Annotated in this window: 20 protein-coding genes and 1 tRNA gene; 14 read left to right on the forward strand and 7 right to left on the reverse strand. The window is 70.9% G+C overall.

The annotated features are described in order from the left end of the window. The first annotated feature begins 168 nt into the window (after positions 1 to 168). From ACSQ2H_RS03105 to ACSQ2H_RS03115, 3 genes are read left to right on the forward strand one after another with little or no spacing between them, the layout of a single operon-like run. Entirely contained in the window at positions 169 to 804 is a 636-nt protein-coding gene (locus tag ACSQ2H_RS03105) for a LemA family protein (protein ID WP_436063541.1), read from the forward strand. Then, positions 801 to 1592, forward strand: a complete 792-nt coding sequence (locus ACSQ2H_RS03110) for a TPM domain-containing protein (RefSeq protein ID WP_436059996.1) — start codon at positions 801 to 803, stop codon at positions 1590 to 1592. The genes ACSQ2H_RS03105 and ACSQ2H_RS03110 overlap by 4 nt, the downstream gene beginning before the upstream one ends. Before the next feature lie 2 nt (positions 1593 to 1594). Further along, positions 1595 to 2287: a TPM domain-containing protein gene (locus ACSQ2H_RS03115; RefSeq protein ID WP_436059997.1), complete on the forward strand. Its 693-nt coding sequence runs from the start codon at positions 1595 to 1597 to the stop codon at positions 2285 to 2287. On the opposite strand, the gene ACSQ2H_RS03120 is transcribed toward ACSQ2H_RS03115, so the two are convergent. Beyond that, positions 2284 to 3912 (reverse strand): Na+/H+ antiporter, encoded by a 1629-nt coding sequence (locus ACSQ2H_RS03120; protein ID WP_436059998.1) that lies wholly within the window; start codon positions 3910 to 3912, stop codon positions 2284 to 2286. The two genes, ACSQ2H_RS03115 and ACSQ2H_RS03120, sit on opposite strands and share 4 nt — an antisense overlap. A gap of 8 nt (positions 3913 to 3920) precedes the next feature. Continuing rightward, positions 3921 to 4685 (reverse strand): hydroxyacylglutathione hydrolase, encoded by a 765-nt coding sequence (gene gloB, locus ACSQ2H_RS03125; RefSeq protein ID WP_436059999.1) that lies wholly within the window; start codon positions 4683 to 4685, stop codon positions 3921 to 3923. Positions 4686 to 4766: 81 nt separating this feature from the next. Between gloB and ACSQ2H_RS03130 the strand changes: the two genes are divergently transcribed. Both ACSQ2H_RS03130 and ACSQ2H_RS03135 read left to right on the forward strand, forming a co-directional pair. Then, complete coding sequence (locus ACSQ2H_RS03130; RefSeq protein ID WP_436060000.1) at positions 4767 to 5522, forward strand: class I SAM-dependent methyltransferase; 756 nt, start codon at positions 4767 to 4769, stop codon at positions 5520 to 5522. Between the two features lie 67 nt (positions 5523 to 5589). After that, positions 5590 to 5934 carry a P-II family nitrogen regulator gene (locus tag ACSQ2H_RS03135; protein WP_183772580.1) on the forward strand — a complete coding sequence of 115 codons (345 nt, stop codon included), beginning with the start codon at positions 5590 to 5592 and terminating at the stop codon, positions 5932 to 5934. On the opposite strand, the gene ACSQ2H_RS03140 is transcribed toward ACSQ2H_RS03135, so the two are convergent. Continuing rightward, positions 5931 to 7283 carry a hypothetical protein gene (locus tag ACSQ2H_RS03140; RefSeq protein WP_436060001.1) on the reverse strand — a complete coding sequence of 451 codons (1353 nt, stop codon included), beginning with the start codon at positions 7281 to 7283 and terminating at the stop codon, positions 5931 to 5933. The two genes, ACSQ2H_RS03135 and ACSQ2H_RS03140, sit on opposite strands and share 4 nt — an antisense overlap. Before the next feature lie 15 nt (positions 7284 to 7298). After that, positions 7299 to 7640: a helix-turn-helix domain-containing protein gene (locus ACSQ2H_RS03145; RefSeq protein ID WP_056022743.1), complete on the reverse strand. Its 342-nt coding sequence runs from the start codon at positions 7638 to 7640 to the stop codon at positions 7299 to 7301. Positions 7641 to 7812: 172 nt separating this feature from the next. Between ACSQ2H_RS03145 and ACSQ2H_RS03150 the strand changes: the two genes are divergently transcribed. Next, complete coding sequence (locus ACSQ2H_RS03150) at positions 7813 to 10938, forward strand: autotransporter outer membrane beta-barrel domain-containing protein (RefSeq protein ID WP_436060002.1); 3126 nt, start codon at positions 7813 to 7815, stop codon at positions 10936 to 10938. A gap of 17 nt (positions 10939 to 10955) precedes the next feature. Then, positions 10956 to 11234: a hypothetical protein gene (locus ACSQ2H_RS03155; RefSeq protein ID WP_436060003.1), complete on the forward strand. Its 279-nt coding sequence runs from the start codon at positions 10956 to 10958 to the stop codon at positions 11232 to 11234. Positions 11235 to 11281: 47 nt separating this feature from the next. Here the strand turns inward: ACSQ2H_RS03155 and metW are convergent, their stop codons facing one another. Together metW and metX are read right to left on the reverse strand one after the other, a co-directional pair. Continuing rightward, on the reverse strand, positions 11282 to 11944 hold the full coding sequence (metW, locus tag ACSQ2H_RS03160) for a methionine biosynthesis protein MetW (RefSeq protein ID WP_436060004.1): 663 nt from the start codon (positions 11942 to 11944) through the stop codon (positions 11282 to 11284). Further along, the gene (gene metX, locus ACSQ2H_RS03165; RefSeq protein WP_436060005.1) at positions 11941 to 13092 is read right to left on the reverse strand and encodes a homoserine O-acetyltransferase MetX; all 1152 of its coding nucleotides are present in this window, start codon (positions 13090 to 13092) and stop codon (positions 11941 to 11943) included. Before metX ends, metW begins: the two co-directional genes overlap by 4 nt. Positions 13093 to 13216: 124 nt before the next feature. Here metX and ACSQ2H_RS03170 point away from each other — a divergent pair, with 124 nt between their 5' ends. The 4 genes from ACSQ2H_RS03170 to ACSQ2H_RS03185 all read left to right on the forward strand — a co-directional run bounded on the left by ACSQ2H_RS03170 (position 13217) and on the right by ACSQ2H_RS03185 (position 16679). Then, positions 13217 to 13708 (forward strand): SixA phosphatase family protein, encoded by a 492-nt coding sequence (locus ACSQ2H_RS03170; protein ID WP_436060006.1) that lies wholly within the window; start codon positions 13217 to 13219, stop codon positions 13706 to 13708. A 2-nt stretch (positions 13709 to 13710) separates the two neighbouring features. Beyond that, a complete protein-coding gene (locus ACSQ2H_RS03175) occupies positions 13711 to 14052 on the forward strand; it encodes a DUF952 domain-containing protein (RefSeq protein ID WP_436060007.1) in 342 nt (113 codons plus the stop codon). After that, complete coding sequence (locus ACSQ2H_RS03180) at positions 14049 to 15089, forward strand: quinone-dependent dihydroorotate dehydrogenase (RefSeq protein ID WP_436060008.1); 1041 nt, start codon at positions 14049 to 14051, stop codon at positions 15087 to 15089. The genes ACSQ2H_RS03175 and ACSQ2H_RS03180 overlap by 4 nt, the downstream gene beginning before the upstream one ends. A 93-nt stretch (positions 15090 to 15182) precedes the next feature. Then, positions 15183 to 16679, forward strand: a complete 1497-nt coding sequence (locus tag ACSQ2H_RS03185) for a sensor histidine kinase (protein ID WP_436060009.1) — start codon at positions 15183 to 15185, stop codon at positions 16677 to 16679. On the opposite strand, the gene ggt is transcribed toward ACSQ2H_RS03185, so the two are convergent. Next, positions 16676 to 18403 carry a gamma-glutamyltransferase gene (gene ggt, locus ACSQ2H_RS03190; protein WP_436060010.1) on the reverse strand — a complete coding sequence of 576 codons (1728 nt, stop codon included), beginning with the start codon at positions 18401 to 18403 and terminating at the stop codon, positions 16676 to 16678. The genes ACSQ2H_RS03185 and ggt overlap by 4 nt on opposite strands. A 101-nt stretch (positions 18404 to 18504) precedes the next feature. Here ggt and ACSQ2H_RS03195 point away from each other — a divergent pair, with 101 nt between their 5' ends. The 3 genes from ACSQ2H_RS03195 (at position 18505) to ACSQ2H_RS03205 (ending at position 21088) form a co-directional block, all read left to right on the forward strand. Beyond that, the gene (locus ACSQ2H_RS03195) at positions 18505 to 19527 is read left to right on the forward strand and encodes a P1 family peptidase (protein WP_436063542.1); all 1023 of its coding nucleotides are present in this window, start codon (positions 18505 to 18507) and stop codon (positions 19525 to 19527) included. Positions 19528 to 19641: 114 nt separating this feature from the next. Beyond that, the gene (locus ACSQ2H_RS03200) at positions 19642 to 20916 is read left to right on the forward strand and encodes a hypothetical protein (RefSeq protein WP_436060011.1); all 1275 of its coding nucleotides are present in this window, start codon (positions 19642 to 19644) and stop codon (positions 20914 to 20916) included. A gap of 95 nt (positions 20917 to 21011) precedes the next feature. Next, a tRNA-Arg gene (locus ACSQ2H_RS03205) sits at positions 21012 to 21088 on the forward strand. Positions 21089 to 21092 lie beyond the last annotated feature (4 nt).

The following is a 21092-nucleotide window of genomic DNA, read 5'->3' on the forward strand; positions in this document are numbered from 1 at the left end:
CGCTGCAGAGGCGAGAGCGCGTCTCAGTAATCGCGCGGAGATTGCGAAGTCGCGCGCCGCGGGACAATGATGCGCGAGCCAAGCTCGGACTTGGCGGCTTGGGAGCACCCACACGTGACCAATATTCGCCAACGCTTCGTGCGCGCAGCCCTGATCGTGCTGGCGCCCATGCTGATCGCCGGCTGCGGCATCAACACCATTCCCACGAAGGACGAGAAGGCCAAGGCGGCCTGGGCCGAGGTGCAGAACCAGTACCAGCGCCGCGCCGACCTGATCCCCAACCTGGTCGAGACCGTGAAGGGCTATGCGACCCAGGAGCGCGAAGTGCTGACCCAGGTCACCGAGGCCCGCGCCTCGGCCACCCAGGTCAAGGTCGACGCCTCGACGATCACCGATCCCGTGCAGTTCCAGAAGTTCGCCCAGGCCCAGGACCAGCTGTCGGGCGTGCTCGGCCGGCTGATGATGATCCAGGAGCGCTATCCGGACCTGAAGTCGAATCAGAACTTCCTGGCCTTGCAGAGCCAGCTGGAAGGCACCGAGAACCGCATCGCCATCGCGCGGCGCGACTACAACGCCGCGGTCCAGGACTACAACACCGAGATCCGCACCTTCCCGGGCGCCCTGTGGGCCGGCACCGTGCACCGCTGGGCCAAGCCGATGCAGACCTTCGCGGCCAGCGCCGCGGCGCAGACCGCGCCCAGCGTGAACTTCGGCGGTTCCGCCCCGGCCGCGCCGCCGGTCAACATGGCGCCGGCGACGCCGGCTCCCGCGGCCCCGGCTCCGGCTCCGGCTCCCGCCCAATGACGATGCGCACGGGGCCGTGGGGCGCGCTGCGCCTCGCGGTCCTAGTCCTGTTCGTCTGGGTCGGCGCGGCCGCGGCGGCGCCGACCTTTCCGCCCCTGACCGGGCGGGTGGTCGACGACGCCAACATCCTGTCGCCGGAGACCGAGGCGCAGCTGACCACCGAGCTCGCCAACCTGGAGACCCAGACCGGCCGCCAGCTGGTGGTCGCCACCCTGCCCGATCTGCAGGGCTACGAGATCGAGGACTACGGCTATCAGCTGCTGCGCACCTGGGGCATCGGCAGCAAGGAGCGCAACGACGGGGCGATCCTGATCGTCGCGCCGAGCGACCGGAAGGTGCGCATCGAGGTCGGCTACGGCCTGGAGCCGGTGCTGACCGACGCGCTCTCCAGCCTGATCATCAACCAGCGGATCATCCCGGCCTTCAAGGAGGGCCGGCTGGAGGAGGGCGTGGTCGACGGGACCCAGGCCATCGTCCAGCAGCTGTCGCTGCCCGACGACGAGGCGCGGGCGGCGGTCGCCAAGGCCAAGGAGAGCCCGCAGAACGAGGGCGGGGTCAGCTTCGGGACGATCGTCGTCCTCCTCATCATCTTCTGGCTGCTCCGCGGCGTGTTCGGCGGTCGCCGGCGCGGAAGCCTGTGGTGGCTGCCGCTGATCCTCAGCAGCGGCGGCGGCGGCGGTCGCGGCGGCGGCGGTTGGAGCGGCGGCGGAGGCGGAGGCTTCGGCGGCGGCGGCTTCAGCGGCGGCGGTGGTTCAGGCGGCGGCGGCGGCGCTTCGGGGAGTTGGTAGGCATGCTGAGCGAAACCGACCGCGCCCGGATCGAGGCGGCCGTGAAGACGGCCGAGGCGGGCACCACGGGCGAGATCTACTGCGTGGTCGCGCCCGAGTCCTCGGAATACCTGGAGGTGCCGATCGCCTGGGGCGCGATCGCCGCCCTGGCGGCGCCTGCGGTGCTGCTGGCGGCCGGCGTCCACGTCACCGCGCCTGACGACATCGGCGGCGGCTGGTCGGCCGCGCAGATGAGTTCGGCCGCCGAAGCTGCGGCGCGCACGGCGCTCAGCGGGGCGATCCTGCTGCAATGCGCGCTGTTTGTGGCCGTGGCGATCCTGGTGGCGATCCCGGCGGTGCGCCAGCTCATGACACCGCGCGGCCTCAAGCGCCAGCGGGTGCGGCGGCGCGCCCACGAGCAGTTCCTGGCCAAGAACCTGCAGGCCACCCGCGAGCGGACCGGGGTGCTGATTTATGTCTCGGCCCGCGAGCACATGGCCGAGCTGATCGCCGACGAGGGCATCGCCGCCAAGGTGTCGGACGCCGCCTGGGACGGGGCGATGCAGCGGCTGATGCAAGGGCTCAAGGCCGGGCGTCCGGCCGACGGCTTCGAGGAGGCGATCGGCCTCTGCGGCGTTATCCTGGCCGAGCATTTCCCGCCGCGCGAGGACGACAATCCCAACGAGCTGTCCGACTCGGTGGTGGTGCTGGGCTAGCCGTAGCGGGCTTCCAGCAGGTCGATCTCGCGCACCAGCTTGCGGGCGTTCTCGTCGTCGAGACGGCGGGCGCGGGCCAGCTTGAAGATCGCATCGCGTTCGGCCCGCAGGCCGGCCAGGCGCAACTGGCGCTCGATCTGGTCGAGGCGGCGGTTCAGTTCGATCGCCTCCGGCTCCTGCCGGCGGCTGTCGATCCGCTGTCGGTACAGCTCCATGATCCGCCCGGAGGCGTCGATGTAGAGGTCGGCGTCGGCGCGGCCCTCGGCCATGTCGTGCTGGGCCTGTTCGATGGCGGTGATCGCGGCCTGGGCGGCTTCGACCCGGGCGTTGTCGATCTCGTTCTGATGCGAGGGCTCGGGCGGCAGCTCGAGGTTCTTCAGCAGTCGGGGCAGGGCGATGCTGGCCAGCACCAGCGAGACGATGATCACGCCGGCGGCCAGGAAGATCGCCAGGTTGCGGGCCGGGAAGGGCGTGCCGTCCGACAGCGCGAACGGCAGGGTGAGCACGCCGGCCAGGGTGATGGCGCCCCGGACGCCGGCGACCGAGGTCGCCGCGATCAGCCGCCAGCTGACCGGCGGGGCCGGCTGGCCGCGGCGGATGGCGCGGGCCATGTTCCATTTCAGCGAGAACCACGCCCACACGAAGCGCAGGACGGCGAGGGCGGCGGTGATCGCCAGCACGTAGACCGCCAGCCACCAGGGCTCATGATGGCCGGTGACGCGGACGGTCTCGGCGGCGCGGGCCATGATCGAGGGCATCTGCTCGCCCAGCAGCACGAAGATCACGCCGTTGAGCGCGAACTGGACGGTGTCCCAGACCGCCGCGCGGCGGACGCGGGTGACGGCAAGCGCCTGGCCGCTCCGCTCGGTGAAGCTCATGGTCACGCCGGCCGCGACGGCGGCGAGGATGCCGGAGCAGTGGAAGTGCTCGGCCAGCATGTAAGCGCCGAACGGGATCAGCAGGCTGACGAGGATCTGGACGCTGGTGTCCTCGCCGACCTTGGCCGCCACCCAGTTCTTGGCGGTGGTGACGCTCCAGGTGACGCCGACGCCGATGGCCAGGCCGCCCAGCGCCACCCACAGGAACGAGCCGACCGCCTCCTGCAGCGAGAAGGCGCCGGTCATCGCGGCGGCCACCGCGAAGCGCATGCAGACCAGGCCCGAGGCGTCGTTGAGCAGGGACTCGCCCTCGAGGATGTGCATCAGCCGCTTGGGGATCGGCGCGCGCGAGGCGATGGCCGAAACCGCGATCGGGTCGGTCGGCGACAGGACGGCGGCCAGCGCGAAGGCGACGGCCAGCGGCATGGCCGGGATCAGCCAGTGGATCAGGAAACCGACGCCGACGACGGTGAACACCACCAGGCCCAGCGCCAGCTCCAGGATCACCGCTCCGTCTCGGAACAGGTCGTCCTTGGGGATCCGCCAGCCGTCGAGGAACAGCAGCGGCGGCAGGAACAGCAGGAAGAAGATCGACGGCTTGAGATCGACCGTCGGGATGAACGACAGCGCGATGATCGCGCCGAGCCCGATCTGGACCAGCGGCAGCGGCAGGCGGACGAGCCGGGCCAGAGGGGCGCTGACCACGACGGCCAGCAGCAGGACGAGAACGGTCGAGATCGAAGACAACGGCCGCCCTAGCCCTTGAAGCTGTCCTTGGCCGCCCGCACGGCGGCGAACGCCTCATGGTCGGCGGCGCCGGAGAGGCCAAGGCGTCCGGCCAGCTGCGGCGCGCGCAGGAATGGGTTGGTCGCTTTCTCAAGGCCGATGGTGGTCGGCACCGTCCATTCGCCGCGCTCGCGGGCGGCGAAGATGTCGCCGGTGCGGGCCTTCAGCGCCGGATCGTCGTCGACCGACAGCGCGAAGCGAGCGTTCGAGGCGGTGTACTCGTGTGCGCAGTAGACCTTGGTGTCGTCCGGAAGGTCCGCCAGCCGCTGCAGGCTGTCCCACATCTGCTGCGGCGTGCCTTCGAACAGCCGCCCGCAGCCGAGCGCGAACAGGGTGTCGCCGACGAAGGCGACATGATCGGCGGGGTCGAAGTAGGCGACGTGGCCCAGGGTATGACCGCCGCTCTCGATCACCTCGAACCGGGTCTGGCCGAGCATGACGTGATCGCCGCCGGCGACGATCCGCTCAGGAGCCTGGCCGATGCGCTCGACCTCGGCCGGGCCGACGACCGTGGCGCCGGTGGCGGCCTTGATCTCGGCGTTGCCGCCGGCGTGGTCAGGGTGCCAGTGGGTGTTGAGGATCAGATCGAGTTTCCAGCCGAGGGCGTTCAACTCGCGCAGGATGACCGCGGCCTCCGGCGTATCGACGCAGGCGGCCAGGCCGGTCGCGTCGTCGCGGACCAGGAAGCCGTAGTTGTCCGAGAGGCAGGGGAACTGATGGACGGTGATCGACACGTGTCTCTCCTGGCCTTCTTGTCGGGGTTCTTGCGATTTAGGGTCGGCAGCCGGCCAAGTCGAGCCTAAGTCTTGCAGAGCATGCGTCGCGACGTCCTCGAACTCCGCCAATTCTACGCCACCCGGCTCGGCCGCGCCGCGCGCGAAATGGTGTCGCGCAAGGTGCTGGAGACCTGGGACGACGCCCGCGATCTCGACGTGCTGGGCCTCGGCTACGCCACGCCGTTCCTCGGTTCGATTAGGCCGGCGGCGCGGCGCGTGGTGGCGGCGATGCCCGCCCAGCAGGGGGTGGAGCTGTGGCCGGCCGAGGGCGCGAACCTCGCCTGTCTGTCGGCCGAGGACGCCTTGCCGTTCCAGAACGCTTTCTTCGACCGCATCCTGGCGGTGCACGCGCTGGAGGAGAGCCCGGACCCCATCGCGCTGCTGCGCGAGGTCTGGCGCGTGCTCTCGCCCACCGGCCGGGTGGTGGTGGTCACCGCCGCCCGCAACGGCCTCTGGGCCAACGCCGAGCGGACCCCGTTCGGCCACGGCCGGCCCTATACCCGGAGCCAGCTCGCCGATCTGCTGCGCGAGGCCGAGTTGGAGCCGACCGGCTGGACGCGGGCGCTCTATGTGCCGCCGCTGACCTGGATGGCCGGTTGGGCCGAGGGCTTCGAACAGGCGGGCTCGCGGCTGTGGCCAGGGTTCGCCGGGCTGGTGCTGACCGAGGCGGTCAAGGAGACCTTCGCGGTGAAGGCGCGGACCGCGCGGGTGCGCGTGCCTGCCGTTCGACCGGGCCTTTCGCCTGTTCCGGCCAATCGGGCGCCTGTTTCGCGGGCGCAGGAACCGCCGAAGTAGACAAGCGCTTGGACACGGTATCGCTTGGCCCTAGCTTGGGGCGTCTGCGGAGTCTTGGAGTAGCACCATGAAAATGATCGTCGCGGTCATCAAGCCGAGCCGCCTGGACGCGGTGCTGGAGGCCGTCACCGAGGCCGGGGCGTCGGGCCTGACGGTCACCGAGGTCCGCGGCTATGGCCGCCAGCGCGGCAAGACCGAGGTCTATCGCGGGGCCGAATACGAGGTGAAGCTGCTGCCCAAGGTCAAGCTCGAGATCGCCGTTCCGTCCGACATCGCCGAGGCGGTGATCGAGGCGGTGGCGCGCACCGCCAACACCGGCAAGATCGGCGACGGCAAGGTGTTCGTGCTGGATCTGGAACAGGCGCTGCGCATCCGCACCGGCGACCGCGACGCGTCGGCAATCGCCGGCTAGACGAACGTTCCGTCGTCGTTGGCGGCCTTCAAGGCCGCGTAGTCGGCCGGATCGCCGAACGCGTGCGCCTCGACGACCGCCACGGTGTTCGGGTCTGGCGGCGTCCCGGGGCCTCCTGGCCGTCCGTGCCCGAGCAGCAGGTAGCCGTCGAGCTGGCCGTCGCCGTCGAGGTCGACCTCGACCCGCTGGCCGGGCGTCGGCGTGAAGGTCCCGGCCGTGTGCATCCCCTCGAAGATGTTCGGCTGTTCCTTGTGGGTGACGACGTTCACGTCGCGGCCGCGATAGGTCAGGCGGTCGCCCTCGCCGGCCGAGAAGTCGAACACCACCCCCAGCAGCCCGCCGCCCGGCGGCGGCGCGCCGATCGCAAAGGTGTCGGCGCCCGCGCCGCCGACCGCGATGGTCGTGGCCGACAGGTGGATCAGGTCGTCGCCGGCCCCGCCGTCGAGAATGTCGAAGCAGCCTTCGGGAGCGCCGCCGCCATCGAGGGTGTCGTTGCCGTCGCCGCCGTAGAGCTGGTCCGCCCCGGCTCCGCCGAGCAGGCTGTCGTGGCCTGCGCCGCCCGAGAGGGTGTCGTCGCCCTCGCCGCCGCGCAGGGTGTCGTCGCCGGCCGTGCCCTCGATCACGCGGCCGGGATGGACCTCTTCGGCGGGCGGGGCGGCGTCATGGTTCGGGTCGGCCGGCGCGTCGAGCGCGGCCAGCGTGGTCGGCTCGTTCGGCGTCTCGTCCGGAGCCTGCTGCGCGCCGGCGGGCGCGGCGTCGTTCTCGGCGACGGTTGAGGCGGGCGCCGGTTGCGCGTCCTCGCCGGGGCCGTGGTTCTGCGGCGCCAGCAGGTCCTGGCGCTGGACCTCGTCGTTCGACTGGGCGCTGGCGGCGACCACCGCCAACGGCGCGGTTGCGGCGATGGCGTCCGCATGGTCGATCGCCGTCGGCGTCGCCGCCTCGGCGTCGTCGACCTCGTGGATGAAGGTGGCGGCCACGACCAGGGCGATGAAGGTCTGCACCTGGCGGGCGCTGAGCGACACGACCACGTCGTCGCGGGTTTCGCGCCAGTCGCCGCCGAGCAGTCGGTCGCAGGCGGCCCAGAGGGTCTCGCCCTCCTGGATCGCGTCGGCCGAGGCGTCGTGGATGACGAACTGGCCGTTGATCCGGGCGACGTGGATCAGCACATCTTCCTGGTCGTCCTTGATGACGCACCAGGGATCGCCCTCGTCGGTGACGCCGTAGACGACCTCGACCTTGGCGCCGCCCTCGGTCAGGCGGTCGGCCAGTTCCGACAGCCGCGCGCGTTCAGCGGCGGTCCATCCGCCGCCGGCGCTGGGCCGCGGCGCGAACGGGACGACGTTGTCCATTCCGACGATGGTTCCTTAGCCCCTCCCGGCCAGGCGCGCGACCGGCGCATCCTGAGCGGCGTCCCCGAACAGCAGCCGGAATAGCTCCGGCTCATAGTAGCGCAGCAAGGTGCGGGCGAATTCGGCAGGATCGAGGCCAATCGCCTGAGCCCAGGCGCCTTGTGTCTCGATCGGGACGCGGCCGAGGCCGCTCTCCACCTGCGAGACGAAGGTGTAGTAGCGCAACCCGACGCGCTCCGCCAGTTCGGCCTGGGTCAGGCCCGCGGCTTCGCGTCCGGCTTTCAACCAGCGTCCGGCCTCTTGCCGCAGACTCTTGGTGACCGCCGCCCGCGCAGGATCGACCGCGCTTCTTGGCATGCTTCTACTCCTTCAGCTCGCGGCGCGTCCGGCCGCCTGCGCATTTTGCGCATTGACCCGCCGATGTACAGTACTTACGAAACGTATTCATACGAGACGTGTAACGCCTCGTCATCGTCATAGCACGGATCTGTGGCCGCAAGCCACGTCGTGAGATCCGACTGGAGTGATCATGCGCCTTCGCCACGTCCTGTTCGCCGCCGCATCGCCGCTTTGCCTGTTGGCGGGCGCGGCCCAGGCCGAAACCGTCATCTCGACCACCGTCGCCACGCCGGTCGCCACCGCCACCGCCGCCAGCGGGGCCCGCGACGACGTGAAGATCAGCACCGCCGGGACGATCCAGCCGACGTCCGCCGGCGCCGCGGTCACGCTGAACAGCAACAACACGGTGACCAACGAGGGGACGATCAAGTTCTCGGACGTCAATGACGCCACCGGCATTCTCGGCCTGGGCGGCATGACCGGCTCGATCAAGAACGCCGGCACGATCACCATCGACGAGACGACCGAGATCAAGGACACCGACGGCGACGGAGACCTCGATGGACCGTTCGCCACCGGCGCGCGCCGCTTCGGCGTCCGCGTCGTCGGCCCCGGCGCCTTCCATGGCGACGTGATCCAGTCGGGCGGTTCGATCACCATCGAAGGCAACAACTCGGCCGCCATCTCGGTGGAGACAGCGATCGACGGCTCGGTCCGCACCGCCGGCGCCATTGCGGTCACCGGCAGCAATGTCTACGGCGTGCACACGGCCAGCACGGTCGGCGGCGACGTGGCGATCCGCTCCTCGACGGCGGTGCAGGGCGAGGGCGCGGTGGCGGTGGCCACCGACGACAACATCGGCGGCAAGCTGATCCTGGGCGGCGCGATCTCGTCGACGGGCTTCCGCTACACCAGCCGAGGGACGGACGCGGCCGTCGCCAAGCTCGACGCCGACGACCTGCTGATCGGCGGCCCGGCCGTGCGCGTGCGCGGCGACGTGTTCGGCGGCGTCGTGGTCGACGCCCCGCCGGCTGATCTCGACAAGAACAACGCCGACGAGGACGGCGACGGCGTGGCCGACGCCAGCCAGACCACCGGGGCGATCACCTCGATCGGTTCCGCGCCGGCCATGCTGATCGGTTCGGATTCGCGGGCGATCCGCCTCGGCGTCGGCGGAACCGGCGTCAGCGCCTATGGCCTGAACATCAAGGGCTCGGCCCAGGCGCTCGGCATCTATGACGGGATCTCGGCGACGGCCGTACAACTCGGCGGCCTCGGCGGCGGCGTGACGATCGACGGCGGCGTCCGCGTCTCGGGCGCGGTCAGCGCCACGGCCGCCAAGGCCAATGCGACGGGCCTGCGGCTGGGGGCCGGCGCCAGCACGCCGAAGATCCTGGTCGACGGCGGCTCCATCAAGGCGGCCTCCACCTCGACCGACGCGGTCGATGTTCGTGCCGTGCAGATCGACGCCGGAGCCGGCGTCTCCTACCTCGGCAACTCCGGCGACATCACCGCGGCGATCACCGGGACCAAGGGCACGGCGACCGCGATCCTCGACGCGTCCGGCTCGCTGAGCCTGATCGAGAACGTCAAGACCATCGGCGCGGCCTTCTCCAGCTCGGACACCGTCACCGGCAAGGCCGTGGCCATGGACCTGCGGGCCAACACCAACGGCGTGACCGTGCGCCAGGGCCCGAACGCTTCGAGCTCGGTCACCCCGACGATTATCGGCGACGTGCTGTTCGGTTCCGGCCCGGCCCGACTGGAGCTGCTGGCCGGCACGATGGTCGGCGCGGTGGCGTTCGGCTCGGGCGCCGACACCATGGTGATCGACGGCGGCGCCACCCTGACCGGGTCGGTCACCGACGCCGGCGGCGGCTTGACCATGAACATCGCCAAGGGGCGGTTGACCGCGACCAACACCGACGTCGTCAACCTGACCTCGCTGAGCCTCGGGTCGACCGGCGAGCTCGTGCTCACCGCCGATCCGACGGCCGGCAAGTCGACGACCCTGAACGTCGCCGGCGCTGCGAACCTCGCCACCGGCTCGAAGGTCGGTCTGCGCTTCAGTTCGAAGCTCACCGAACCGACCACCTTCACCCTGATCAAGGCCGGCGCGCTGACCGCCGGGACGCTCGACCAGAGCCTGCTGGGCACGACGCCGTGGCTCTACAAGTCCGAGCTTCGCATCGACCAGGCCAGCAGCTCGCTGCTGGCCGACGTGCGCCGGCGCACCGCCGCAGAGGCGGGACTGAACAGCGCCGAAGCCGCGGCCTATGACGCGGTGTTCGCCAATTTCGACCGGGATTCCACGGTCCGCGACGCGCTGCTCGGCAAGACCGACGAGAAGGGCTTCGCCGGTCTCTACGACCAGTTCCTGCCCGACTTCACCGGCAGCCTGTTCCACACCTTGGCGGCCGCCTCCGACGCCACCAACCGGGCGATCGACGAAAGCGACGGCCAGCTGAACGGCGACGGCCTGCGGGTCTGGACCCAGGAGATCGCCTTCCTGGTCAAGCGCGACGTCGACCGGACCACCAACTATGACGCCGACGGCTTCGGCCTGGCCGGCGGCATCGAGGCCCCCTACACCGGCATCGGCACGCTGGGCCTGATGACCAGCTTCGTGAACGTCAATGTCGACGACGCCTTCGCCTCGGCGGCGGAATCGCTCGGCGGCCAGGTCTATTCGGCCGGGGTCTACTGGCGCGACACGGCCGGCGGCCTGACCGCCAATCTCGGCCTGAACGGCGGCTATGCGACGCTGAAGAGCACGCGGGTGCTGTCGGACCCGGCCGCGGGTCTCAACAAACAGTCGAAGTCGGATTGGAGCGGCCTGACGCTCGCCGCCCACGCCGGCCTGTCGTACCTGTTCGATCTCGGCCGCTTCTATTTCAAGCCCCAGGCCAACGCCGACTACTTCATGCTGAAGGAAGACGGCCGGACCGAGTCCGGCGGCGGCGCGGCCATGGATCTGTCCATCGACGAGCGCTCGAGCAACCAGCTCAGCGCCTTCGCGGGGCTCACCCTCGGAGCCCGCTTCGGCGAGGAGAGCGCCTTTGTCTGGATTCCCGAGCTGACCGCCGGCTGGCGTCAGGCAACCGGCGACGGAGTGGACGTCACGACCGCCCGCTTCGTCGCCGGAGGTCCTGCCTTCAGCCTCGCCGCACCCGACCTGTCGGGCGGCGGGCCGGTGGTGCGCCTGGCCCTGCGTGGTCAGGGGCAATACTTCGACTTCGCCCTTGAGGGCGGCGGGGAGTACCGCGACGACTACGAGGCCTATGACGGCCGGGTGGTGGTCCGCTTCCTCTTCTAGTGTGGAGTTGGGTTGAGATGACGCTCTTGGCTGGAGGTCTCCTGGCGATCGCCGCCGGGCTGGTCGGCGTGGCGCGGCGCACCCACGGTCGCCCGCCGCTCTGGCGGTCCTGGGCCGCCCTGGCCGGAGCCGTCATCTGTCTGATCTTCGGGATTGCGCTGGTGGTGGTCCATCCCAGCGCGATCGTGGAGACGCCGGTCCTGTTCGTGGCCGGCTTCTGCCTCTTCGAGGGGAGCCTGGCGCTCCTCAGCCTGATGGCTGCGGCGGGACGCCCGCAGCCGAAGTGGCTCTCCTAACGCGGCAAGGTTCCCCCCAGGGCGGAAGGTCCCCCCGCCGCCCGCCGCTATTCGAAGAGGTCGCCTGGGGGCGGGGCCGGCGTGCTTGGAGGCGCCGGCTCCGCTCTTCGGCTGAGCAGGAAGAGGGCGTTCTCCGCCCGCCAATTCTCGATCGGCGCCATCGGGTCGATCTGCCGGGCGGGCTTTCCCGGAACCAGCGAGGCGCAGGCGTCGATCCGCAGGTCGAGGTCCTCGCACAGGGCGGTGAAGTCGCGCAGCGTGCAGAGATGGATGTTCGGCGTCGACCACCAGGGCTCGGGCAGGGCCTTGGTCTCCGGCATCCGGCCCTTGGTCAGCAGGTCCATCCGCACCCGCCAGTGGCCGAAGTTCGGCAGCGAGACGACGGCGCGGTCGGCGATGCGCAGCAGCTCGGACAGAACGTGCTTGGGGTCGCGCACCTGCTGCAGGGTCTTGGACAGCACCGCGTAGTCGAAGGCCTTGGTCGGAAAGTTGTCGAGATCGCGGTCGGCGTCGCCCTGGACGACCGCCAGGCCGCGGGCCAGGCAGGCGGCGACGCCCTCGCGCGACAGCTCCAGGCCCTGGCCGTCGACGCCCTTCTCTTGGGTCAGCAGCTCGAGCAGTTCGCCCTCGCCGCAGCCGACGTCGAGCACCCGCGCGTGCGGGCGCACCATCCTGAGGATTTCCTTGAAGTCGTCGCGGATGGCGGTCACGCAAGGCCCCGCTTGTCGGCCGCCGAGGCCAGGAAGCCGCGCAGCGCCGAATCGAGCACCGGCTCGTCGAGGAAGAAGGCGTCGTGGCCCTTGTCGGTCTCGATTTCCGCGAAGCTGGCGCGGCAGCCGGCCGCGTTGAGCGCGCGGACGATGTCGCGGCTCTCGGCCGTGGAATAGAGCCAGTCGGACGAGAACGAGAGCACGCAGAACCGGACATGCCGGGCCTTGCCGAAGCACTCGGCGAGCACCCCGCCGCACCGCGCGCCGAGGTCGAAATAGTCCAGGGCACGGGTGATGTAGAGATACGAGTTGGCGTCGAAGCGGTCGACGAAGCTGGCGCCCTGGTGGCGCAGGTAGCTCTCGACCTGGAAGTCGGCGTCGAAACCCCAGGACAGGCCGTCGCGCTGCAGCTCGCGGCCGAACTTCCGCTGCAGGGCCGGCTCGGACAGATAGGTGATGTGCGCCGCCATGCGCGCGACGGCCAGGCCCTTTTCCGGCCGCACGCCGGCCAGCTGGTAGGCGCCGCCGCGCCAGTCGGGGTCGGCCATGATCGCCTGGCGCCCGACCTCGTGGAAGGCGATGTTCTGGGCCGAGTGGCGGGCCGCCGCGGCGATGCAGATCGCCGAGAACAGCTTCTCCGGATAGTCGGCCGCCCACTGCAGGACCTGCATCCCGCCCATCGAGCCGCCGACCACGGCGAACAGGGTCTCGATGCCCAGCGCCTCGATCAGCATGGCCTGGGCGCGCACCATGTCGGCGATGGTGATGACCGGGAAGGAGAGAGCGTAGGGCTCGCCGGTCGCCGGGTTCAGCGAGGCCGGTCCAGTGGACCCCATGCAGCCGCCGACGACGTTGGTGGCGATGATGAAGTAACGCTCGGGATCGAGCGGCAGGCCCGGGCCGATCACCCGGTCCCACCAGCCGGGCTTGCCGGTCACCGGGTGCGGCGAGGCCGCATGCTGGTCGCCGGTCAGGGCGTGGCAGACCAGCACGGCGTTGGACTTGTCGGCGTTCAGCGCGCCGTAGGTCTTGTAGGCGATTTCCAACGGGCTGAGCAGCGCGCCCGAGTCCAACCGAAGCGGCCGATCGGCAGGGAAGCTGTGCAGGCCCCCGCCCGTTTCGCCCTTCGGGATCGCAATCGCGCTCATCTAGCGCTTGGACCGCCAAGCTCTTTCGCTGTCAACAGCTTCGCGTATCGGCTCTAGGCGGCTATGACACCTTCCAAGCAGCGCTCGGGGCGCGTCAGACAGCAAGGAGCGCGGCGGAGAGTTCATGGATCGGCTTATTCTCATGCGCCACGGGAAGGCGGAGCGCGACTCCAAGAGCGGCGAGGACTTCGACCGCAAGCTCACTGATCGCGGGGTGCGGGAATCGGCGGCGATGGCGGCCAATCTCGCCGACCTGGGCCTCGTCCCCGACATCGCGCTGGTGTCGTCGGCGCAGCGCACGCGCGAGACCTGGGCGTCGGCGCAAGGCGCGTTTCCCGCCTGCGCCGCGCGCTTCGAGCGCTCGCTGTACCTGGCCGAGGAGCGGATCATCCGCGAACTGGCCGAAGCGGCCGGCGAGAGCTCGCGCACGGTGATGGTGGTCGGGCACAATCCGGGCCTGCAGGAACTGGCCATCCGGCTGCTGTCGGAGGGCTCGGCCCCGGCGCCGCTGATCGCCCGCGCCCACGCCGCCTTCCCGACGGCGGCGGCGGCGGTGTTCCTGTTCGACGCCGCCGGGCGCCCGGCCTACGACGGCCTGTTCTTCCCGCGGGGCTGAGCATGGCGCGCATCTACAAGATCCTTTCCCGCGCCGAGTGGACCCTGGCCCAGGCGGCGGGCGCCTTCGACGGCTCGGCCGTCGACCACGCCGACGGCTTCATCCACTTCTCGACCGCCGCCCAGGCGGCCGAGACGGCGCGGCGTCACTTCAAGGGCCAGGCCGACCTGGTGGTGCTGGAGATCGAGGCCGACGACCTGGGCGCGGCCCTGGTCTGGGAACCCTCGCGCGGCGGGGATCTGTTCCCGCATCTCTATGGCGAGCTCACGGTCGACAAGGTGCTGGGCGTCACGGAAGCGCCGCTGGCCTCGGACGGGGTTCCGCAGCTAGGGAAGCTCGCATGAGCCTGCACGACATCGCCGCCCGCGCCATGCACGTCCTCGATCCCGAGGACGCCCACCGCCTGACCATTCGTCTGCTGGCCTTGGGGCTCGGCCCGCGCGCCGGCGGCGACGACCCGATCCTGGCGACGGAGATCGCCGGCCTGAAGCTGCCCAACTGTGTGGGCCTGGCGCCTGGCTTCGACAAGAACGCCGAGGTGTTCGGCCCGATGCTGGCCAGCGGCTTCGGCTTCGTGGAATGCGGCACGGTCACCCCGCTGGCCCAGGCCGGCAATCCGCGCCCGCGGCTGTTCCGGCTGACCGAGGACGAGGCGGTGATCAACCGCATGGGTTTCAACAACGAAGGACTTGAGCCGTTCGCCGCCCGCCTGGCGCGGCGCGGGCCTGGCGTGGTCGGCGCCAACATCGGCGCCAACAAGGACGCGGAGGACCGCGTCGCCGACTATGTCACCGGTCTGACGCGGCTGTGGGGCCTGGCCTCCTACTTCACGATCAACATCTCCTCGCCCAACACGCCCGGCCTGCGCGCGCTGCAGACCAAGGCTGCGTTGGAAGAGCTGCTCGGCCGGCTGGCCCAGGCGCGCGATTCGCTGCCCGCCGACGGCCGCGTGCCGATGTTCCTGAAGGTCGCCCCCGACCTGGAGGACGGCGAGGTCGAGGCGATCGTCGAGACCGTGGTCGCCAACGGCCTGGAGGGGATCATCGTCTCCAACACCACGATCAGCCGCCCGCAGCTGGCGTCCCGGTTGGCCGGCGAGGCCGGCGGGCTTTCGGGTGCGCCGCTGACGGCGCTGTCGACCCGGATGCTGGGCGCTTTCGCCCAGGCGGCCGGCGGTCGGGTGGCGCTGATCGGGGCCGGCGGGATCGGCTCGGGCCAGGACGCCTACGCCAAGATCCGGGCCGGCGCGTCTGCGGTGCAGCTCTATTCGGCCATGGTGTTCGGCGGCCCGGGCCTAGTGACCCGAATCAAGCGCGAGCTGGCGGACCTGCTTCGCCGCGACGGCTTCGCCTCCGTCGCCCTGGCGGTGGGCGCCAATTGAGGTCAAAGCGCGGGCTTTCCTACGGAATCGGCCACGCTTCGGAACGGCGCTGCGTTGCCGAACCGTTCCGGGTGCAGTAACGGGGGAGTCGTCATGGCGGACGCCCCCTCTCCTTCGGCGCCCAAGAAGCCGCCCACGCGCCGCTTTTTCTGGCCGGGCGGCCTGTCGGCGCGTCTGCTGATTCTGACCATTCTGTTCGTCGCCGGCGCCAGCGCCATCGCCCTGCCGGCCGCGCTCGCCTCGTTCGAGGAGCAGTGGCTGCTGGACCGGGTCCGCGCCGCCGAACTGGCCTCGATGGCCACCGAGGTCGCGCCCGATCAGATCCTCAGCGAGAATCTGGCCTCGCAGCTGCGCGAGGGCGCGGGCGTGCAGACCGTCGCGGTGCTCGACAACGACGGCAACCGGTTCCTGAAGGTCCCCGGCCCGCGGTTGGAGGAGCCGCCCTATCTCGTCGACCTGCGCGACCAGGCCCCGGCCTCGTGGTTGTCGGCCCCGTTCCAGACCCTGTTCGGTGGCGGCGAGAACCGCATGGTCCGGGTGATCGCCGAGCCGCGTTTCTACAAGGCCCAGTTCATCGAGGTGGTCGCGCCCGACACCGAGCTGAAGGCCGAGCTCAGCGCCTATCTGTGGCGGCTGCTGGCGATCATGGGTTTCGTCTCGTTCCTGGCAGGCGGCCTGGTTTACCTGTCGCTCAACTACTTCCTGGTCCGCCCGATGCAGCGGATCACCCGCTCGATGGAGCGCTTCGCCGCCGACCCCGAGGACACCGCCGCGCACATCGAACCCTCCGGCCGCCGCGACGAGGTCGGCCGCGCCGAGGTGCAGCTGGAGCGGATGCAGGAGGAACTGCGCACCGCCCTGCAATCGCGCGCGCGCCTCGCCGCCCTTGGCGAAGCCGTCGCCAAGATCAATCACGACCTGCGCAACATGCTGACCAGCGCCCAGATCGCCTCCGAGCGGCTGGCGGCGCTGAAGGACCCGCAGGTGACCCAGGCCATGCCCCGTCTGGAGCGGGCGCTGGACCGGGCCGTGAAGCTGGCCAGCGACGTGCTGGCCTATGGCAAGACCGAGGAGGCCGCGCCCGACGTCCGGCCGCTGCGGCTGGCCCAGCTGCTCGAGGACGCCGAGGAGGAGGCGCGGTTGTCGCCGGACGGCGTCCGGATGATCTCGCTGGTCGACCCAGCCGACCAGGTGGTCGCCGACCCCGACCAGCTGCATCGGATCCTGGTCAACCTGATGCGCAACGCCCGCCAGGCGATCGAGCTGCAGACCGGTCGCGAGAGCCCAGGCTCGGTGCAGGTCTCGCTGTTCGACGAGGACGGGGTCAGCGTCATCCGCCTGGCCGACAACGGCCCGGGGGTTTCTGAGCGGGCGCGCGAGCGCCTGTTCCAGCCGTTCGCCGGCTCGACGCGGCAGGGCGGGGCGGGCCTTGGCCTGGCCATCGCCCATGAGCTGGCCCAGGGCCATGGCGGCGACCTGACGCTGGCCGAGACAGGGCCGCAGGGCACCGTGTTCGAACTACGTCTGCCAGGCGCGCCGACCCGCGCGCCGACGCCGAAGCGCCGGCGCGCCAAGAACGCCGAGAGCTAGAAGCCCTTCGCGACGCCCTCGCGGCGTTCGTCCGCGCCGCCCTGCAGGCCCTGCGGGGTGACCATCACGCCGTGCAGACCCGAGCCTTCGCCGCCGCTGCCCTTGAAGGCGATCCCCTTGGCCGCCAGGGCGTCGACGACGCCCGGCGCGTAGCGAGCCGGCTCCGAGGCGATGTTGTCGCCGCGGGCGATCAGGTTGGGCAGGTTGAAGGCGTCCTGCACGCTCAGCTTCCAGTCGAGAATGCCGACCAGGGCCTTGAGGTTGTAGGCCAGGATCGAGTTGCCGCCCGGCGAACCGACGGCCGCCACGAAGCGCCCCTCGCGGTCCAGCACGATGGTCGGGGCCATGGACGAGCGCGGGCGCTTGCCCGGCGCCACGGCGTTGGCCGCCTTGGTGCCGTCGGCGTTGGCCGGGGCCCAGGAGAAATCGGTCAGCTGGTTGTTCAGGAAGAAGCCGCCGACCATGCGGCCGGTGCCGAAGATGCTCTCGACCGTGGTGGTCATCGACACGACGTTGCCGTCGGCGTCGACGACGACGAAGTGCGAGGTGCCGCCCGGCTCCTTGGTGGCGTCGGGGGCCAGGGCGCCGGCGCCGCGCGGCGTGCCGGGGCCCGGGGCCGGGCCGGCGACGTCGCCGATCAGGGTGGCGCGCTGGGCGACGTAGCTGTCCTCCAGCAGGCCCTCGATCGGCACTGGGGTGAAGTCCGGGTCGCCGAAGTAACGGTCGCGGTCGGCGTACATCAGGCGGCTGGCCTGGGCGAACAGGAACCAGGCCTGCGGATCGGTGGGGCCGCGGTCGGCAATGTCGGTGTGCGAGAGAATGCCGAGCGCCTGCAGCAGGGCCGCGCCGCTGGACGGCGCGTTGGGCACGCAGACGATGTAGACGCGGTAAGGCCGGCAGACCGCGTCGTCGGCCTTGGGCTTGTAGGACTTCAGGTCCGCCAGGGTGATCGTGCCGGGCAGGGGCCCTTCATGCACCTTGGCGACGATGGCCTCGGCGATCGAGCCTTCGAGCAGGGCCTTGGGACCCTCGGCGGCGATCTTGCGCACGGTCTGCGCATAGGCCGGGTTCTTCAGCACGTCGCCGGCCTGGTAGCGCTGGCCGTCAGGCTTGGTGAAATAGGCCTTGGCGTCGGGGACGCCCGCCTGCGGGAACGGGCTGGCGATCATGCCGGCTAGGCGCGGGCTGACCACGAAGCCGTCGGCGGCCAGCCGCTCGGCGTCGCTGAACAGGTCCTTCCAGGCCAGATTGCCGTGCTGGGCCTGCGCCATGGCCAGCATCGCCACCGCGCCGGGCACGCCGGTCGCCTTGCCGCTGGTCACCGCCACCGGGAACGGCAGCGGCTTGCCGGACGCGTCCAGGAACATGGTGTCGGTGGCGCCGGCCGGCGCGGTCTCGCGGCCGTTGAAGCCCGTCACCTTCCTGGTCTTGGCGTCGTAGTAGGTCATGAAGGCGCCGCCGCCGACGCCCGAGCTCTGCGGCTCGACCAGGCTCAGCACCGCCTGCACGGCCACCGCCGCGTCCACCGCCGAGCCGCCCTTGCGCAGCACGTTCAGCCCGGCCTCCACCGCCAGCGGATTGGCGGCCGAGACCATGACCTTCGGGCCCGGCGCCGTCGCGGTCGGCGCGGGGGCGGGGGCCAGCGCCTCCTTCGTGGCGCTCGTGGCGCAGGCGGCCAGGGCCAAGGCGAGGGGGAGGGCGGCGAAACGCTGGAGCTGAAGCACGTAGAACCCGTCGGAGGCGGAGGGGAGAAGAGCGCCACCATAGCCATCCGCGCGTGGACAACAAATGCGCCGCCGTGCTTTCGATGCCGATTATGAGCCAGATGCCCTCCGCCGCGCCCGGCGCGCGCAACCTGATCACCGACGTGCCGGGCCTGAAGGTCGGCCAGGCCAGCGACGCGGCCGCCCGCACCGGGGTCAGCGTCATCCTGCCGGACGAGCGCGCGGTCGCCGGCTGCGACGTCCGCGGCGGCGGTCCCGGCACCCGCGAGACCGACGCCCTGGCCCCGGAGAACCTTGTCGACGCGGTCGACGCCATCGTGCTGTCCGGCGGCTCGGTCTACGGCCTGGCGGCCGCCGACGGCGTGGTGGGCTGGCTGGGCGCGCAGGGGCGCGGCTACGGCATGGTCAGCTCGAGCGGCGTGCCCCGCTCGCCGGTCGTGCCGGGCGCGATCCTCTATGACCTCGCCAACGGCGGCGACAAGGCCTGGGGCGAGGAGCCGCCCTATCGCCGTCTCGGGCGCGAGGCGGCGCTCGCCGCCGGCCTCGACGTCGAGCTCGGCACCGCCGGCGCCGGCTATGGCGCGATGGCCGGGGCGCTGAAGGGCGGGACCGGGTCGGCTTCGATCGTCAGCTCTGACGGGATCACCGTGGGCGCGCTGGTCTGCGTCAATTCGTTCGGGTCGGTCGTTTCCCCCGGCGGCCGCGCCTTCTGGGCCGCGCCCTTCGAGCTGGCCGGCGAGTTCGGCGGCCTGGGCGCGGGCGACCTGCGCGCCGGGCCGGACGAGTGGGGCTTGGCCAAGTCCGATCCGAAGACCCGGATGAACACCACCATCGCCTGCGTCGCCACCGACGTCGCCCTGACCCCGGCCCAGGCCAAGCGGGTGGCGATCATGGCCCAGGACGGGCTTGCCCGGGCGATTCGTCCGATCCATGCGCCGTTCGACGGCGACGTGGTGTTCGCGCTGTCCACCGCCCGCCGGCCGCTGCCGGCCGAGGGCGCCGACTACGTCGTGGCGCGGATCGGGGCGCTGGCGGCCGACGTCCTGGCGCGGGCGACGGCCCGAGGCGTCTACGCCGCCACGCCCTGGACGGGCGTCCGCGGCTGGCGCGATCTGCCCGTCTGACGCCTTCGGCGCTTTCGTCGCGCGCCTGGGCCCATTCGACGATTTGGAGAACGCTGCAGCTGCGCATACAGTTTAGAGACCCGCGTTCTTAGAGTTCTGAATGGAGACCTGCCCATGCAGTGGGTGAGAACGACGGCCCTCGTGGCCGGCGCGGGCCTGTTGGCCGGCGCAGCCGATGCGCAGACCAAGCAGCAGGTGACCGGCCCGGTCGCCACCTACTGGATGAGCGCCCAGACCCAGACCGGATTCGGCGCCATGGGCGGCGGGGACGGCGGACGCCCTTCGATGGGCGCGATGATGGGGGCGATGATGGGCGGGGGCGGCGGCTCGAACGTCGCCAAGACCCTGAACCTGCAGCTTGGCACCTCGCGCAAGCCGACCGGCGCGCCGAGCGCCGAGCACCTGCCGCCGGCGGGGCTGCGGGCCGGCCAGAGCCTGCCGTTGGTGACGCCGAACGGTCCGGTGGGGCCGCCGCGCGAAGACAACTACATGCCCGAGAACTACAAGCCCAAAGGCAAGCTGCTGGTCTTCTGGGGCTGCGGCGAGCACGCCAAGGCCGGACAGCCGATCGTCATCGACTTCGCCAAGGTCGCGGCGGGGCAGATTCCGCCCGGCATGCAGGCCCTGGCCGGGCAGCTCGGCACGGCGATGCAGCCGCCGTCGCCCAGCCGCAACACCACCTACGGCGAGTGGCCGAACGACAAGACCCGCACCTCGGTGCCGGGCGCCGGTTCGCTGGTCGGCGATCACCTGATCCGCGGCACCTACACCCCCGACATCAAGTTCGCCCTGGCCGCCCAGCAGGACTTCCTGGGGCCGCTCAACCTGACCAAGAACCTGGTGAACCCCAGCGGCTCGGGCCAACTGGCCTGGAACGCGCTCAGCAACGCCGAGGGCTATCTCGCCACCGCGGTCGGCGCGTCTGACGGCGACACGGTGGTCATGTGGTCGTCTAGCGAGGTGCAGGCCTCGGCCTTCGCCCTGCCGGAGTATCTCTCCTCGGCGGACCTCAAGCGGCTGGTGGCGTCGCGGGCGCTGATGGCGCCCGGCACGACCAGCTGCACCATTCCGGTGGAGTTCACCAAGGCGGCGCCCCAGGCGATCGTCCAGCTGGCCGCCTACGGCGGCGAGACCAACATCTCCTATCCGCCGCGTCCGGACGACCCGAAGGTGGCCTGGAACATCGATTGGACGGTCAAGGTCCGGTACAAATCCCAGACCGGCGCGATGCTGGGCATGGAGATGCCGGGCATGGGCGGCGACGACGAGGACGTCGCTCGGGCAAACCAGGGCGGCCAAGGCGGCCAGCAGGGCAAGTCGCCCTTCGGCGTGCCGGGGGTCGGCGGGGCGATTTTGAAGGGGCTTGGCGGCCGCCTTCCGGGGCTCTGAAAAGAAAATCGGCGGGGGCGAAATTTTCCGCTCGCCCCCGCTTGCCAACCGGAGCCTCGCCGACTAGGTTCCGCGCCTTCGCCGAAAGGCACTGCGCGCCCGTAGCTCAGCTGGATAGAGCATCAGACTACGAATCTGAGGGTCGGACGTTCGAATCGTTCCGGGCGCGCCACTTC

This window comes from Phenylobacterium sp. LjRoot97 (genome assembly GCF_964254345.1).
Lineage (GTDB): Bacteria > Pseudomonadota > Alphaproteobacteria > Caulobacterales > Caulobacteraceae > Phenylobacterium.